This is a genomic window from Stenotrophomonas sp. YJH_SMC_48-3 (genome assembly GCF_059369375.1).
In genome coordinates this window covers 17365-32143 of sequence record NZ_JCAFSQ010000018.1, presented here as the reverse complement: position 1 = coordinate 32143, position 14779 = coordinate 17365, and the positions used below count along the sequence as shown (strand labels likewise).

Below are 14779 nucleotides of genomic sequence, written 5' to 3'. Positions count from 1 at the left end.
TGTGGCGACGAGCAACGGCTTTGACTGATGTGGAGGTCTTGCAGGCCTCTTTGGCGACCTGCAGTTTGAAACGAGCGTCGTATCTGTGCATGTATTCCTCGGGGTTGGATCTGGCGTCCAACTCCCGGGGGTCACTTCACCCTGGGGGCTTGGCCGCGGCATCCATGCCGCGGACACTCCCGCAACCGGACCCACCCCGCCTTCGACAGTTTTCCGCGATCTGTTGGAAATTCTCTTTGGGTCAGATCCGTTTTCCGGAGGAAAACGGATCTGACCCAGATCGATTTCGATATCTGACAGATGTGTCGACCAAGGTCGACACCTACCAACAGTCGCGAAGATCTGTCAGAGGTGGGGCGGTGTGGGTGGGCAGGACCGTTGGCGCCATGGATGGCGCCATCGAGCCCCCATGGATGGGTTTACGGCGTGTCCTGCCCACCCACACCGCCCCGCCATCCCACGGATAGCCCGCTGTTGCTGTTGCTTTCGCTGTTGCCGTTGCCTCTGCAGGTGCAGGGCTGCAGGCCCTGCCGAACCCCCTCAAATGTCTGTGGGAGCCAGCCCGTACTGCTCGGCGAAGCGCTTGCTGAAACTCGCCACAGACCGATAGCCCGCGCGTGCGGCCACGGTCTTCAACGGCAGGTCCGTGGTGTAGAGCAGCTGCATGCCATGCGCCAGCCGGGCCTCGGTGAGCAGCTGGCGCAGGCTGGTGTCCTCGGCCGCCAGGCGACGGCGCAGGGTCGCGCCGCTCAGCGCGAACAGCGCTTCCACATCACGCGATTGCCAGTCGCGGGCCGGTTCGGCGGCGATGCGGTCGCGGATCTGTTCGCCCAAGCTCGGCGCCTGCGGCAGCAGCAGGTTGCCGTGGCCCCGCCGGCACAGGGTCAGTACCAACGAGGCCAGGGCCAGCCGCGCTTCGCTGTAACGGCCGTCCTGCAGCGATTGCCGCCACTGGCGCAGCACCGCGCCATGATCGATCAACGGCAGTCGCGCCATCGCATGACCAGCGGCGGGAAGCTCCCCGCTCCACAGCGTGCGTGCGGCCGCCAGCACTTCGGCACACAGCGGCACGATGGCGCTGAGGTAGCGGCCACTGCGTGGGTCGGGGGTGTTGACTACATCGATGCGGCAGCGCTGGGTCAGCAGCAGGATGTCGCCGGGGATGAACTCCAGCGACTGGTGCGCGGTACGCACCTGCTTGCGGCCTTCCAGCAGGATCGCGAACTGGGGTTGCGGAATCTCCACCGAGCTGGCGCCATGTTCGCGCCGAGCGGTGATGCACGCATAACCTTCGGCGCGTGCGCAGCCGGCCAGACTGGCCATCTCGGCCAGCAGTGCGGTAACTGGCGGCAGCATGCCGGTCATGTCACCTGGGCGCCGAACAGGCGACCGACGCCTGCAGCGGCGGCCATTGCCAGTGCACCCCAGAACATCACACGCATTGCGCCGCGTACCGGCGGGGCGCCGCCGGCCTGGGCTGCCACCGCGCCGGTCAGGCACAGGCCGAGCAGGGTACTGGCCGTGGTCATCAGTGCGACCTTGTCGACCGGCGCCAGCAGGGCGGCCAGCACTGGCAGCGCCGCACCGCAGGTGAACGCACCGGCCGAGGCCAGCGCTGCCTGCAGCGGGCGGGCGCGCAGGGTATCGGTGATGCCCAGTTCGTCGCGCGCATGCGCGCCCAGCGCATCGTGGGCGGTGAGCTGTTCGGCTACCTGCCGGGCCAATGCAGGTTCCAGGCCACGGTGGCGGTAGATCGCGGCCAGCTCTTCCAGCTCGCTGTGCGGGTTGTCGCGCAGTTCGCGCTTCTCCATCGCCAGGTCGGCTGCTTCGGTGTCGGCCTGGGTCTGCACCGACACATACTCGCCGGCAGCCATGGACATCGCGCCGGCTACGGTGCCGGCCACGCCGGTGGCCAGAATGGTTGCAGCCGAGGCGCCGCTGGCCGCCACGCCAACCACCAGCCCGGCCACCGAGACGATGCCATCGTTGGCGCCCAGCACGGCGGCGCGCAGCCAGCCGACGCGTTCGGAGCGGTGCAGTTCGGGGTGTCGTGAATGGCGGCTCATGACGTTGAGTGTACGAGGGTCAAGAGGGCGTCGGTAGGATGCTGAAACCCGTCACCGTCGCATGACGCGACGGGGTGCCACGCTATAGTGCGCCCTTGCGATGGAAGGCCGCGAGCCCCACATCCCCCGCCACCGTCCAGCGAGCCTCTCCCTTGTCGAGCCCCAGCCACGTCGCCGATACCCCCATTACCGACCGCTCGCAGCTGGTGGAGGTGATCGCCTCCGGCGAGAAGCCCCGCGCGCAGTGGCGCATCGGCACCGAGCACGAGAAGTTCGGGTTCCGCCTGGATGACCTGCGCCCGCCGACCTTCGAGGGCGAGCGCGGCATCGAAGCGCTGCTCAACGGCCTGGTCCGCTTCGGCTGGGAGCCCGTGCAGGAGAACGGCAGCACGATTGCCCTGCTGCGCGATGGCGCCTCGGTGACGCTGGAACCGGCCGGCCAGCTGGAACTGTCCGGTGCGGCGCTGGAAACCATCCACCAGACCTGCGTGGAGACCGGCACCCACCTCAATGAAGTGGCGCAGGTGGCCGGCGAACTGCAGCTGGGTTTCCTCGGCATGGGCTTCCAGCCGAAGTGGAAGCGCGATGAAATGCCGTGGATGCCCAAGGGGCGCTACAAGATCATGCGCTCGTACATGCCCAAGGTCGGTTCGCTGGGCCTGGACATGATGACCCGCACCTGCACGGTGCAGGTGAACCTGGACTACGCCACCGAAGCGGACATGGTGAAGAAGTTCCGCGTGTCGCTGGCGCTGCAGCCGATAGCCACCGCGCTGTTCGCCGATTCGCCGTTCACCGAAGGCAAGCCGAACGGCTACCTGAGCTACCGCTCGCACATCTGGACCGACACCGACGCCGACCGCACCGGCATGCTCGACTTCGTGTTCGAGGATGGTTTTGGTTACGAGCGCTATGTCGACTACCTGCTCGACGTGCCGATGTATTTCTCCTACCGCGATGGCATCTACCACGACGCCAGCGGGCAGAGCTTCCGCGATTTCATGCAGGCCAGGCTGCCGGTGCTGCCGGGTGCGCTGCCGACGCTGCGCGACTGGTCGGACCACATGACCACCGCGTTCCCGGAAGTGCGCCTGAAGAAGTACCTGGAAATGCGTGGTGCCGATGGTGGCCCGTGGAGCCGCCTGTGTGCGCTGCCGGCATTCTGGGTGGGCCTGTTGTATGACGACACCGCACTGGATGCCGCCTGGGACCTGGTGCGTGACTTCACCCTGGCCGAGCGCCATGCGCTGCGTGACGGCGTGCCGAAGCATGCGATGAACCTGCCGTTCCGCAATGGCACGGTGCGTGACCTCGCCGGCGAGGCGGTCAAGATCTCGGTGGAAGGCCTCAAGCGTCGCGCCGCACGTAATGCCGATGGCCAGGACGAGAGCAAGTTCCTGGACGTGCTGCAGGAGATCGTCGAATCCGGCCTGACCCCGGCCGAGCGCAAGCTGGCGCTGTTCCATGGCCGCTGGCACGGCGACGTCGATCCGGTGTTCCGCGAATTCGCGTACTGACCGTCATGCGGGATTGCCGGCCAGCGGCCGGCACTACCCAAAAGAAAAACCCCGGCATTGCCGGGGTTTTTCATTTCCAGATCCGTCTTGGCTCAGGCCGCGTTCTTCAACGTCGCCATGTCGATCACGAAGCGGTAGCGCACATCGTTCTTCGCCATGCGCTCCCAGGCTTCGTTGACGTTCCTGATGTCGATCATCTCCACATCGCTGACGATGCCGTGCTCGGCACAGAAGTCCATCATTTCCTGGGTTTCAGCCATGCCGCCGATCGCCGAGCCGGTCAGGTGCTTGCGGCCGAAGATCACGCTGCCACCGGTCAACGGCGGGTCCAGTTCGGTCAGCACGCCGACCAGGCACATGGTGGCTTCACGCTTGAGCAGGCCCATGTACGGATTGGTGTCATGGCTGACCGGGATGGTATTGAGCAGGAAGTCGAAGCTGCCGGCGTGCGCCTTCATCTGCGCCGTATCGCGCGAGACCAGCACCTCATCGGCGCCCAGGCGCTTGGCATCGGCGCCCTTTTCCGGGGTGGTGGTGATCATCACCACATGCGCACCGAGCGCCTTGGCAAACTTCACGCCCATGTGGCCGAGGCCGCCGAGGCCGATCACGCCGACCTTCTGGCCCGGGCCGACCTTCCAATGGCGCAGCGGCGACCACGTGGTGATGCCGGCGCACAGCAGCGGTGCGGCCGCCTTCAGGTCGAGGGTGTCGGACACCTTCACCACGAAGCGCTGCTCGACCACCACGTGGTCGGAATAGCCGCCGTAGGTCGGTGCGCCGCTTTCGCGTTCACGGCCGTTGTAGGTCCAGGTCGCGCCCTCGGCGCAGTACTGCTCCAGGTCGTGCTGGCAGGCGTCGCAGTGGCGGCAGGAGTCGACCATGCAACCCACGCCGGCATGGTCGCCGACCTTGAAGCGGGTGACGTTGCTGCCGACCTCGGTGACGCGGCCGATGATCTCGTGGCCCGGCACCATCGGGTAGATCGAGCCACCCCAGTCATCGCGGGCCTGGTGCAGGTCGGAGTGGCAGATGCCGCTGTAGAGGATCTCGATGCGCACATCGTCGGGACCGACCGCACGGCGTTCGAACTCAAAGGGGACCAGCGGGGCGGTATGGGAATGGGCGGCGTAACCACGGGCGAGGGACATGGGGGAATCCTTGGCAGGGTTTATCGAAAGGCGCTTTACAATACGCCGCGTTCCCAATGGCAAGAAGCGTGGATATCGGCATGATTCATCAAGTAAAACTGCACAATCATGGCCACTGACAACCTTTCACACCTGGCCGCGTTCGCGGCGGTTGCCCGCCACCGCAGCTTCCGCCGCGCCGGTGCCGAGCTGGCGCTGTCGACCTCGGCGGTGAGCTATGCGATCCGCGCGCTGGAAGAACGACTGGGCGTGGGCCTGTTCCACCGCACCACGCGCAGCGTGGCCCTGACCGAGGCCGGGCAGCGCCTGCTGGAACGCCTGCAGCCCGCGCTGGGGCAGGTGCATGACGCGCTGGAAGAAATGAACCACTTCCGCGCCGCCCCGGCCGGCCTGCTGCGCATCAACGCCACCCGGGCGGCGGTGGCGACCCAGCTGCGGCCTCGGCTGGCGCGCTTCCTGCATGCCCATCCTGATGTGCGCGTCGAGCTGACCGAAAATGATGGGCTGGTCGATATCGTCGCCGAGGGCTACGACGCGGGCGTGCGCCTGCACGAATTCGTGCCCGAGGACATGGTGGCGGTGCCGATGGGGCCGCCGCTGCGTGGGCTGATCGTCGGCTCGCCGGATTACCTGCGGCGGCATCCGGCGCCCCAGCATCCGCGCGACCTGGCCTCGCATGAGTGCATCCGCTTCCGCTTTGCCAGCGGGCATCTGTACAAATGGCAGTTCGAGCGTAGCGGGCAGGCGCTGGAAATCGACGTGCCGGGCCGGCTCACGTTGAGCGAGCAGGGCACCGTGGTCGGTGCAGTGCTTGATGGCATCGGCCTGGCCTACGTGCTGGAAGACACCGCGCGGCCGTATATCGAATCGGGGCAGATGGTGGCGGTACTGGAAGACTGGAGCGAGCCGTTCGCCGGGTTCGCGCTGTACTACCCGAAGCAGCGGCAGATGCCCGGTGCGCTGCGGGCGTTCGTGGACATGCTGCGGGAGTGAGGTGCGGTGGTTCGCATCCACGCATGGCGTGGATCTACTGCCGAATGACAGCCTCCACGCGTTGCTTGAAGCGGATCAGTAGATCCGCGCCATGCGTGATTGGCGCCCGCAAAGCAGCCGGCAATTCATTCGACCAGCGCGTCGTAGCCTTCGCCACTGAACTGGATCAGGCAGAAGCCGTGCCCGAACGGATCGGCCAGCACGGCGATACGGCCCCAGCGGCGCTCGCGCACCGATTGCTCGAGCATCGCCCCGGCCGCGACCGCACGCATCAACGCGGCATCAATGTCCTCCACCACCCAGTCCAGGTGCAGCGGGGTCCAGTGGCGCTCGTAGTCACGCACGTCGCCGTCTTCGGTGGCGGCGCTGCCGGCGTCGTTCTGCAGCAGGTACAGCGGCGTTGGCCCGCCGAGCAGTTCCACGGCCTCCGGTCCGAGACGGCGGCCGATCCGCAGGCCGAAGGCTTCGATGTAGAAGGCTTCGGCGGCAGCAAGATCGGGCACGTCGAGGTTGACGATGAACGACGCGGTGACAGAGTTCATGGGGACTTTCGTCATGTTGTTGGGCTCGAAGGTGCCGTCTACGATCGAACTGTAGTGCCAGACCGGGTGCCGCAGTCGTTCCGACCGGTGGCTCCGTTGCCAGGGAGGATTCCATGCGTGGGCGGGAAGAGGAAGCGCGGGCGCGCACGCTGGAGCACTACGTCGGCCGATGGCGCTGGCTGCGATTGGCAATGCCCGTTCTGGGCGGAGCCTCCACCCGTGTGATCCATGTGGAGGCAGAGGGCAGGTGACGGAACAACCACAGACCCAACCAGGGAGCGCAACATGCATGAGCAGGGCATCGCCGTACGATTGGATCGTCTGGAGCGCAGGCTGCGTCGCAGGAGTCTGCTTGCCACATCGATGTTCGTGCTGGGCGCATCGTTGGCCCTGATCGGAGCCAGCGTGGCCACGCCCGACGCCTGCGTAGTGCCGGAGATCCGTACCTACAAGTTGACCGTGCTCGACAGTGAAGGGCGCACTCGCGTGCAGATTGCCGAGGATGCCAGTGACATTGCCCGCAACTCACGCGCCACGGGCATGACGATCTACGACGCGAAGGGCGATGAGCGCGGGGGCATCGGAACCATGGCCAATGGCAGCGCGGTGATGGCGCTGGATGCACCGGTTGGCGTGGGCTACAAGGTTCGCGATCGGGCAGGCATCAGGGTTGCGCCGGATGGCACCGCCGTGATCACAGCGCTGTCCAACGAGGGCAGTTTTGCCGCCAGCCTGGTGGCGCAGGGCAACCAGGGGCGGCTGGAGCTGAGTCGGAAGGACTCGGCCAGGGGCGAGATCAGCACCCGTGTGCTGACCTTTGATTCGGACTCGACCAAGGTAGAAAAGGCGCCGTGATGCGTTCCGCAGCGAGAGTTGCATCGCATCCATGCAGGGCGTGGATCTACTGTGCGCGCGGGTAATCGAGGTAGCCTGCCTCGCCGCCACCGTAATAGGTGCTGCGATCGGGCGTGGCCAGCGCGTCGTCACGTTGCAGGCGCTCGACCAGATCCGGGTTGGCGATGAACGGCTGGCCGAACGCGGCCAGGTCGATGGTGCCCGCTTCAACCAGCTGCAGGGCGCGTTCGCGGGTCATGCCACCTGCCAGGATGACGGTGCCACCGTAGGCATGCTTGAGCTGCCGCAGGAACGCCTCGCGCAGCACCGACTGGCCCGCCTGCAGGTTGTCGTTGAGGTGCACGTAGGCCAGCCCACGCTTGCCCAGTTCCTCGGCCAGGTACAGATAGGTGGCTTTGTTGTCGGGATAGAACGGCATGTCGAAGGTGAGGTTGTTCGGTGCCAGGCGCACGCCGACGCGCTGCGCACCGATGTGCTGGGCCATCGCATCGACGGTCTCCAGGATCAAGCGCGCACGATTGGGCGGCGAGCTGCCGTAGCGATCATCACGCTGGTTGATGAGTGGGTTGAGGAACTGCTCGAACAGGTAACCTTTGGCGGCATGCAGTTCGATGCCGTCGACGCCGGCCGCAATGGCGTTGGCCGCCCCGCGCACGAAGTCGTCGACGATACCGGGGATCTCCGCAGTCTCCAGTGCACGTGCCGGAGTGGGATCGGCGTGGCCGCAGCTGCCATCGTCCAGGTAGACGAACGAGGTGTTCTTCGGTGCGCTGGCCACCGGGCGGGTACCGGCGCTGACCGGTTGCCCACCGTCGGGCTGCAGCGAGGAGTGCGACATGCGGCCGACGTGCCAGAGCTGGGCGAAGATCGTGCCCTGTGCGCCATGCACCGCCTCGGTGACACGCTTCCAGCCGGCCACCTGCTCGGCCGATCAGATGCCCGGCACGTCGATGTTGACGATGAAGCTTTGGGCAGTGGCGTTCATGGCAGCGGTGGGGGGTGCCCGGTGATTGCAGTCTAGGCCCCCCACCTGCTGCGGCCGGTTCATCTCCTGCGCGGATTCGGGCAAGCTGGGCGACCTCTATCGACAAGGACTTCCATGAGCGCACTAGCCGACATCGAACAGGCCACCGGCCAGGCCTTCCCCCCTTTGTTCAAGCAGCTGCAGGCAGCAGGCCGGTTGAGCTGGGGCAGTCCGCATCCGGAATGGTCCGAGGTGGTGTTCCCGACGCTGCAGGCGGATCCGCCGGTGCTGCTGTACGCGCAGGAATACGAACCACTGGAACACGATGAGCTGCTCGAAGCGTGGCAGGAGCTGACCGCCGAGGACCATTACAATCCCCTGCGTCCCGACCTGCAGCTCCTGCCGTTTGCGCGGACCGGCGGCGGCGACAGCTACTGCTTCTGGAGCAACGCGCCCGGTGTTGCCGAGCCGCCCGTCGTGCTGGTGTGGCATGACGATGATCGTGCCGATGTGCTGGCCGCCAACTACCAGGATTTCCTGTTCCGCAAGATGGTTGAAGCGGTTGCCGACTACCAAGCGCCGTATACGCTGCTGTCGCACGGCAAGCTGGCCGGCAATCTGCAGCGCTGGCTGCAGAGCCACCAGTCGTTCCTGCGCGGCGACCAGTTCGCGGCGTTGCAGCGGTTGTTCGCCCGCGTTGACGATATTGAGGAAGGAAACATCAGCGACGACGACGCACAGGCCATCGTCGCTGAAGTGATCGGTTTCGAGCGTTTGGACGAGTCGTTCGCCTACGTGCGTGAGGATGCCTGAACCCGGTAGGCCGGAGCGCCGCCATCGGTCGTGCTCCAGCTGCCTATCATCGAACGACCAGATGACATGGGCCGGCGGCAGCTGGGCCAGCTCGCGGCGGATGACGTGCATCTAGGACAGCGCGGTGGCTGCATCTGGTTTCTGCAGGCGCCCGGCGTAGAGCTGCCAAGCAGCCTATTGCGTCAATCCTTCTGTTTTGCATATATACTATCCCCCAGTATAGTTCCGAGCTGGCCCGCCATGCCGCACTCCCCCGAAGAGAAGAAGAAGGTCCTGGCCCGCGTGCGCCGCATCCGCGGCCAGTGCGATGCGTTGGACCGTGCGCTGGAAGCCGGCGCCGACTGCGGGCCGGTGCTGCAGCAGATCGCCGCCATCCGTGGTGCGGTCAACGGCCTGATGTCCGAGGTGATGGAGGCCCATCTGCGCGAGGAATTCGGCCAGCCCGCCGCCTCCGACGAACAACGCGCCGAACGCGTGCGCGACATGAGCGCGTTGATCCGCTCGTACCTGAAATAAACGACGGCGCAACATTGCGCCGCCCATCCTGTCATTGCCCGTCTCTGGAGAAGCCACCATGAAGTCCCGTGCCGCCGTCGCCTTTGGTCCCGGCCAGCCGCTGCAGATCGTCGAGATCGACGTCGCCCCGCCGAAGAAGGGCGAAGTGCTGGTGAAGATCACCCACACCGGTGTCTGCCACACCGATGCGTTCACCCTGTCCGGCGATGATCCGGAAGGCCTGTTCCCGGTGGTGCTGGGCCATGAAGGCGCGGGCATCGTGGTGGAAGTGGGCGAGGGCGTGACCAGCGTCAAGCCGGGCGACCACGTGATTCCGCTGTACACCGCCGAGTGCGGCGAATGCCTGTTCTGCAAGAGCGGCAAGACCAACCTGTGCGTGGCCGTGCGCGCCACCCAGGGCAAGGGCGTGATGCCCGACGGCACCAGCCGCTTCAGCTACAACGGCGAGCCGCTGTACCACTACATGGGCTGCTCGACCTTCAGCGAGTACACCGTTGTGGCCGAAGTCTCGCTGGCGAAGATCAACCCGGACGCCAACCCGGAACACGTCTGCCTGCTCGGCTGTGGCGTCACCACTGGCATCGGCGCGGTGCACAACACCGCCAAGGTGCAGGAAGGCGACAGCGTGGCGGTGTTCGGCCTGGGTGGCATCGGCCTGGCGGTGATCCAGGGTGCGCGCCAGGCCAAGGCCGGCCGCATCATCGCGGTGGACACCAATCCGTCCAAGTTCGAACTGGCGCGCGAATTCGGCGCCACCGACTGCATCAACCCGAAGGACTTCGACAAGCCGATCCAGCAGGTCATCGTGGAAATGACCACCTGGGGTGTGGACCACAGCTTCGAGTGCATCGGCAACGTCAACGTGATGCGCGCGGCGCTGGAATGCGCGCACCGTGGCTGGGGCCAGAGCGTGGTGATCGGCGTGGCCGGTGCCGGGCAGGAGATCTCCACCCGCCCGTTCCAGCTGGTGACCGGGCGCAAGTGGATGGGCACCGCCTTCGGTGGCGTGAAGGGCCGCAGCCAGCTGCCGGGCATGGTGGAAGACGCGATGAAGGGTGATATCGAACTGGCCCCGTTCGTCACCCATACCATGGACCTGGACAGGATCAACGACGCCTTCGACCTGATGCATGAAGGCAAGTCGATCCGTTCGGTGGTCCATTACTGAGCCGCGTCATGGGGTGGCTGGATGCCCTTCGCAGGCCGCGTGCGGAAGACCCGCGCGCGGCCCTGGTCGACCCGATCGAGCAGGCGTTGCGTGCGCTGGGCTGGGTCGACGGCGAGGTGGGGCCACCGCGTGCGGTGACTTCGGCCTTCGGCAGCGACGATGGCATGCCGTTCGAGCAGTGGCTTGCGCAGGTATTCCTGCCGCGCCTGCACGAAGCCCGCGCTGACGGCCAATGGCCACCGCGCAGCGACGTGGCGGTGGCGGCGTACCGCAATCTGGATGGCCAGCCTGGCGTCGAATCGCTTCTGCGCCTGCTGTCGCAGCTGGATGAGTTGATCAACACACGTGACGGCTGACGCCGGCACGCAGGAGAGCACCATGGAACGCATTGAACACCGCGCCTGTTTCGGCGGCTGGCAGGACGTCTACCGCCATCGTTCGACCACGCTGGGCTGCGACATGCAGTTCGCCGTGTACCTGCCGCCGCAGGCGGAAGTGCAGCCGCTGCCAGTGCTGTACTGGCTGAGCGGCCTGACCTGCACCGAGCAGAATTTCATCACCAAGGCCGGTGCGCAGCGCTATGCAGCCGAGCACGGCGTAATCATCGTCGCGCCGGATACCAGCCCGCGCGGCGATGATGTGGCCGATGCCGAAGGCTACGACCTCGGCAAGGGCGCAGGGTTCTACCTCAACGCCACCCGTGCACCGTGGGCGAAGCACTACCGCATGCACGACTATGTGGCGCAGGAGCTGCCGGCGCTGATCGAAGCGAATTTTCCGGTCACCGGCGCGCGTGCTGTCAGCGGCCATTCAATGGGCGGCCACGGTGCGCTGGTGATCGCGCTGCGCAACCCGGGGCGCTACCGCAGTGTGTCGGCGTTCTCGCCGATCGTCGCGCCCAGCCACGTACCGTGGGGGCAGAAGGCGTTCACGGCTTATCTGGGTGACAATCCGGCCGACTGGGCGCAGTGGGATACGTGCGCGCTGCTGGAGGCGGCCAGCGAGCGCCTGCCATTGCTGGTCGACCAGGGCGAGGCGGACGAGTTCCTGCAGACCCAGCTGCAGCCGCAGCGCCTGCAGGAGGCATGCGCGGCCGCCGGTCATCCACTGACCCTGCGCCTGCAGCCCGGCTACGACCACAGCTACTACTTCATCGCCAGCTTCATCGGTGAGCACATCGCCCACCACGCCCGCGCCCTGCACGCCTGAGAGCGTTCCGGTAGTGCCGGCCGCTGGCCGGCAATGGCGACGCACGCGGAGTGTCGTTTTGCCGCAGTGGATCACGCCGCTGTGGCGTGCCGGCGCGCTATCGTGCGCTCAGACGGCCTTGCGGATCGGGGGGATGCATGCCGGTAGTGCTGGCGCTGCTGTATGTGCTGTGCCATGGGCTGGTGCTGGCCCTGTGGCCCGGTCCCGCCGGGGCGGGCTCCTTCGTCTTTCTGACCGGCGCCCCGTTGCTCGCTGCGGTGGCCTGCCTGTGGCGGGCCCGCCGCGACCGCGCGGCGCTGGGGTGGCGGGCCATGGCATTGGCGCTGCTGCTGTGGGCCGGCGGCATGGCGTTCAACATGATCGACGCGCTGGGCGCCGGGCGGGCCGATTTCACTCCCCACGCCAGCCTGCTGTTGTACGTACTGTACGGCGTGCCACTGGTGTTCATCCTGGCGCGCGCACGCCGCGAGCGGTCGGGCATCAGCCTGATCGATGCGGCAATGGCCGCGCTGCTGGGCGTGCTGTTCTTCGTGCATACCGAATCGTTTGCCGCCCGCATCGATGTCGATGCCGATGCGATGTCGAACATGCAGCGTATGTTCGACATCCAGAACCTGTGCATCGCTGGCTTTGCGGTGGTGCGCTGGCTGGCCGGTGACGTCCCCGAGCGGCGCGGTTTCTTCCGGGTGCTGGCGCTGTACGCACTGGCTTATCTGCTGGTGGCTTACTACATCAACCATTACACCTCGGAAGACGCATTCGGAGCCTTCAATGATCTGTTGATCGACCTGCCGTTCCTGCTGGCGGCGGTGCTGGCGTTGGACCGGGCGCCCGTCACGGGCGCAGTGCCGCATCCGCGGCTGTCGCGCACGGTGCAGGCTGCCGGGCCGATGATCCTGCCCTTGCTGCTGCTGGTGGTGGGTACTCTGGTGGTCGACCATGCCCGACCGCTGGCAGTGGCGGGTTTCGTGGTGGCCACGCTCGGCTTCGGCCTGCGCAGCGTCCTGCTGCAGACCGATCTTCTGGAACGCCAGGCAGCATTGGATCAACTGGCGCGGCAGGATGGCCTCACCGGCGTGGCCAATCGCCGCGAGTTCGACGCGCGGCTGACCTCCGAATGGAATCGCGCGCGGCGCAGCGGCACCGAGCTGGGCCTGCTGCTGGTGGATATCGACCACTTCAAGGCCTTCAACGACCAGCACGGCCATCCGGCCGGTGATCGTTGCCTGCAGGCGGTGGCCGGGGTGCTGAAGGCCATAGCCGGTCGCGGTGGTGACAGCGTTGCGCGTTATGGCGGTGAAGAATTCGCCGTCATCGTGCCTGGAAGCCCGTTGTCGGGGGTGCTGGCGCTGGCCGAACGGCTGCGCGAAGCGGTCGAAGCGCTGCCATTGCCGGAAGGCCCGGTCAGCATCAGCGTCGGCGTGGGTTACCTGCATCCGCCGGCGCTGGCCAGTGCCGATCAGTTGCTGGCAGACGCCGATGCCGGCCTGTATGCCGCCAAGCGTGCCGGCCGCAACCAGGTGATCCTGCATGCGCACGTGCTGGACGACGAGGGCAGCACGCACGGAACGATGGACTGCTGAGCAGACCCGCCCGTCACGCGCTGCTGCCCATTGCCGCAAAACCGCCTCATCCTGTTCGGCCACGCCAATCCGGCTCGCCGCTGGTCGTACAGGACCAGCCTGTTGGGGGTTCCGGCCATCCAAGGACATCGCGCTGTACAGTCAGGCCGGGGCTGCGATCGTGCGCATGGCGCTGTACCGCGCGCTGGGTAGCGGCGGGCACTACCCGGCGGTTCGGTAGTTGCCAACCTTGGTTGGCAGCGCCTCCCGGAAGCGCCGACCGAGCTTGCGTCCTCGTTCACCAACGCCTGTCGGCGACCTCGCCGTAGAACCAGTACTCCTGTTCCAGACCGTCATCGTGGTCGGTGGGAGGAATGCTGACCTGCACACCTCGCTCCTCAACGCCTCGAGGCAGGGCGAGCTGCCATTCGGCGGAAAGGCTGCGCGAGGTGATGGCGGTGACCTGGCCATCCGCTGTCGAGGCGACGTGGCCCTGGAAGTACGCTTCGTCCAGGTAAAGGCAAATCTCGCTGGAGAACATCCCTGGCTGGGCGATGCAGCAGGTTACCCGCACAGTAGCCTGTGAAGCGGGCCGCGACTGGATCAGATTTGCGCAGGCGCTGATGAGCGATTGGGCGCAGGCACGCTGGATTCTCAGGGTGGTGGCCGGGCCTTCGATCAGACCGGCTCGGGTTGGAACCTTGTAGTTCCAGTAGCGAGCTTGACTGCCCAACTCCTCTGGCGAGGGAAACGCACCACTGAAGCAGTCAGCCCAATGCTGCAGGTCGCGTAGTCGGCGTGGGGCATCGCGCAGCTTCTTCTCGCCGCGCGTACCCGGCCGGGTGATGGCATCTCTGTTTCTCATTCCCACAGTGTGCCAGCCACATGCGCGGCGCGTTGGAAAGCGCCAACCAAGGTTGGCGTCTACCCGAGCATGGTCATCCGCACCGGGTCGATCACGACACGGGCACGTTAGCGCCGCGCCGTGCCCGGCGGGGTAGAGGGCCTCAACGCACGTCGCGCAGTTCCCAATGGCTGCCGGCCAGCAGGCGCAGGCGCTGCTTGAACACGTCACTGTCGATGCGGGTGGTGGCGACCAGGTTGATGCGCAGGTCCTTCTGCTCGCCGGTCACGGTGGCCTCCGGATCGGTCACGCCCCACTGCGGTTCCACCGCATCCGGGTCGGGCTGCTTGGCCTTCCAGCGCTCGAACAGCGTGCCGCTGCGCAGGGCGTCCTGCAGCTCTTCGGCGAAACCGGCGGCGCCCTGCGAATGGAAGGACAGGTCAGGGTCGTTGCCGCGGGCCTTGGACGGATCGGGCAGGCTGATGTGGTACTGCGCAGGCATGGTGTTCTCCTTGAAGTGCGGCAAGACTGGCACAACCGCGGTGGAATCGATGTGCAGATTCGCGCCGCGTCGGGGCA

At 66.4% G+C, this 14779-nt stretch carries 16 protein-coding genes and 1 pseudogene; 9 read left to right on the top strand and 8 right to left on the bottom strand.

The window, feature by feature from the left end; all coding sequences use genetic code 11:
- From AC5P65_RS20055 to AC5P65_RS20045, 3 genes are all read right to left on the bottom strand, one after another.
- On the bottom strand, nucleotides 1-91 hold a 91-nt coding region (locus AC5P65_RS20055; RefSeq protein WP_288037469.1), incomplete at its 3' end, for a transposase.
- Nucleotides 92-540: 449 nt separating this feature from the next.
- The gene (locus AC5P65_RS20050; RefSeq protein WP_111098043.1) at nucleotides 541-1365 is read right to left on the bottom strand and encodes a helix-turn-helix transcriptional regulator; all 825 of its coding nucleotides are present in this window, start codon (nucleotides 1363-1365) and stop codon (nucleotides 541-543) included.
- The gene (locus AC5P65_RS20045) at nucleotides 1362-2066 is read right to left on the bottom strand and encodes a VIT1/CCC1 transporter family protein (RefSeq protein WP_019662097.1); all 705 of its coding nucleotides are present in this window, start codon (nucleotides 2064-2066) and stop codon (nucleotides 1362-1364) included. The genes AC5P65_RS20050 and AC5P65_RS20045 overlap by 4 nt, the downstream gene beginning before the upstream one ends.
- Before the next feature lie 152 nt (nucleotides 2067-2218).
- On the opposite strand from AC5P65_RS20045, the gene AC5P65_RS20040 reads away from it, so the two are divergent.
- The gene (locus tag AC5P65_RS20040) at nucleotides 2219-3583 is read left to right on the top strand and encodes a glutamate--cysteine ligase (RefSeq protein ID WP_019662096.1); all 1365 of its coding nucleotides are present in this window, start codon (nucleotides 2219-2221) and stop codon (nucleotides 3581-3583) included.
- Nucleotides 3584-3675: 92 nt separating this feature from the next.
- On the opposite strand, the gene AC5P65_RS20035 is transcribed toward AC5P65_RS20040, so the two are convergent.
- Nucleotides 3676-4734, bottom strand: a complete 1059-nt coding sequence (locus tag AC5P65_RS20035; RefSeq protein WP_111098044.1) for an NAD(P)-dependent alcohol dehydrogenase — start codon at nucleotides 4732-4734, stop codon at nucleotides 3676-3678.
- Nucleotides 4735-4842: 108 nt separating this feature from the next.
- Between AC5P65_RS20035 and AC5P65_RS20030 the strand changes: the two genes are divergently transcribed.
- Nucleotides 4843-5727, top strand: coding sequence for a LysR family transcriptional regulator (locus AC5P65_RS20030; RefSeq protein ID WP_049415256.1), 885 nt, complete (start codon nucleotides 4843-4845; stop codon nucleotides 5725-5727).
- A 125-nt stretch (nucleotides 5728-5852) separates the two neighbouring features.
- Here the strand turns inward: AC5P65_RS20030 and AC5P65_RS20025 are convergent, their stop codons facing one another.
- Nucleotides 5853-6269, bottom strand: a complete 417-nt coding sequence (locus AC5P65_RS20025) for a VOC family protein (RefSeq protein WP_495215813.1) — start codon at nucleotides 6267-6269, stop codon at nucleotides 5853-5855.
- Between the two features lie 285 nt (nucleotides 6270-6554).
- Between AC5P65_RS20025 and AC5P65_RS20020 the strand changes: the two genes are divergently transcribed.
- Nucleotides 6555-7124, top strand: a complete 570-nt coding sequence (locus tag AC5P65_RS20020; protein WP_146256792.1) for a hypothetical protein — start codon at nucleotides 6555-6557, stop codon at nucleotides 7122-7124.
- A 46-nt stretch (nucleotides 7125-7170) separates the two neighbouring features.
- Here AC5P65_RS20020 and AC5P65_RS20015 read toward each other — a convergent pair.
- Nucleotides 7171-8076, bottom strand: a pseudogene (locus AC5P65_RS20015) (oxidoreductase); the annotation flags it as partial.
- A 147-nt stretch (nucleotides 8077-8223) separates the two neighbouring features.
- On the opposite strand from AC5P65_RS20015, the gene AC5P65_RS20010 reads away from it, so the two are divergent.
- The 6 genes from AC5P65_RS20010 (at nucleotide 8224) to AC5P65_RS19985 (ending at nucleotide 13377) form a co-directional block, all read left to right on the top strand.
- Entirely contained in the window at nucleotides 8224-8901 is a 678-nt protein-coding gene (locus AC5P65_RS20010; protein ID WP_111098046.1) for an SMI1/KNR4 family protein, read from the top strand.
- Between the two features lie 240 nt (nucleotides 8902-9141).
- Nucleotides 9142-9417: a formaldehyde-responsive transcriptional repressor FrmR gene (gene frmR / locus AC5P65_RS20005; RefSeq protein ID WP_005411009.1), complete on the top strand. Its 276-nt coding sequence runs from the start codon at nucleotides 9142-9144 to the stop codon at nucleotides 9415-9417.
- Between the two features lie 58 nt (nucleotides 9418-9475).
- Entirely contained in the window at nucleotides 9476-10585 is a 1110-nt protein-coding gene (locus tag AC5P65_RS20000; RefSeq protein ID WP_019662086.1) for an S-(hydroxymethyl)glutathione dehydrogenase/class III alcohol dehydrogenase, read from the top strand.
- Nucleotides 10586-10593: 8 nt separating this feature from the next.
- The gene (locus AC5P65_RS19995; protein WP_111098047.1) at nucleotides 10594-10941 is read left to right on the top strand and encodes a YqcC family protein; all 348 of its coding nucleotides are present in this window, start codon (nucleotides 10594-10596) and stop codon (nucleotides 10939-10941) included.
- A 22-nt stretch (nucleotides 10942-10963) separates the two neighbouring features.
- Nucleotides 10964-11794: an S-formylglutathione hydrolase gene (gene fghA, locus AC5P65_RS19990; RefSeq protein ID WP_099485818.1), complete on the top strand. Its 831-nt coding sequence runs from the start codon at nucleotides 10964-10966 to the stop codon at nucleotides 11792-11794.
- Between the two features lie 137 nt (nucleotides 11795-11931).
- The gene (locus AC5P65_RS19985; RefSeq protein WP_111098048.1) at nucleotides 11932-13377 is read left to right on the top strand and encodes a GGDEF domain-containing protein; all 1446 of its coding nucleotides are present in this window, start codon (nucleotides 11932-11934) and stop codon (nucleotides 13375-13377) included.
- Between the two features lie 277 nt (nucleotides 13378-13654).
- Here AC5P65_RS19985 and AC5P65_RS19980 read toward each other — a convergent pair whose 3' ends face one another.
- Nucleotides 13655-14221 (bottom strand): DUF3916 domain-containing protein, encoded by a 567-nt coding sequence (locus AC5P65_RS19980; RefSeq protein ID WP_111098049.1) that lies wholly within the window; start codon nucleotides 14219-14221, stop codon nucleotides 13655-13657.
- A gap of 142 nt (nucleotides 14222-14363) precedes the next feature.
- A complete protein-coding gene (locus AC5P65_RS19975) occupies nucleotides 14364-14702 on the bottom strand; it encodes a hypothetical protein (protein WP_005410998.1) in 339 nt (112 codons plus the stop codon).
- Between the last annotated feature and the right edge of the window lie 77 nt (nucleotides 14703-14779).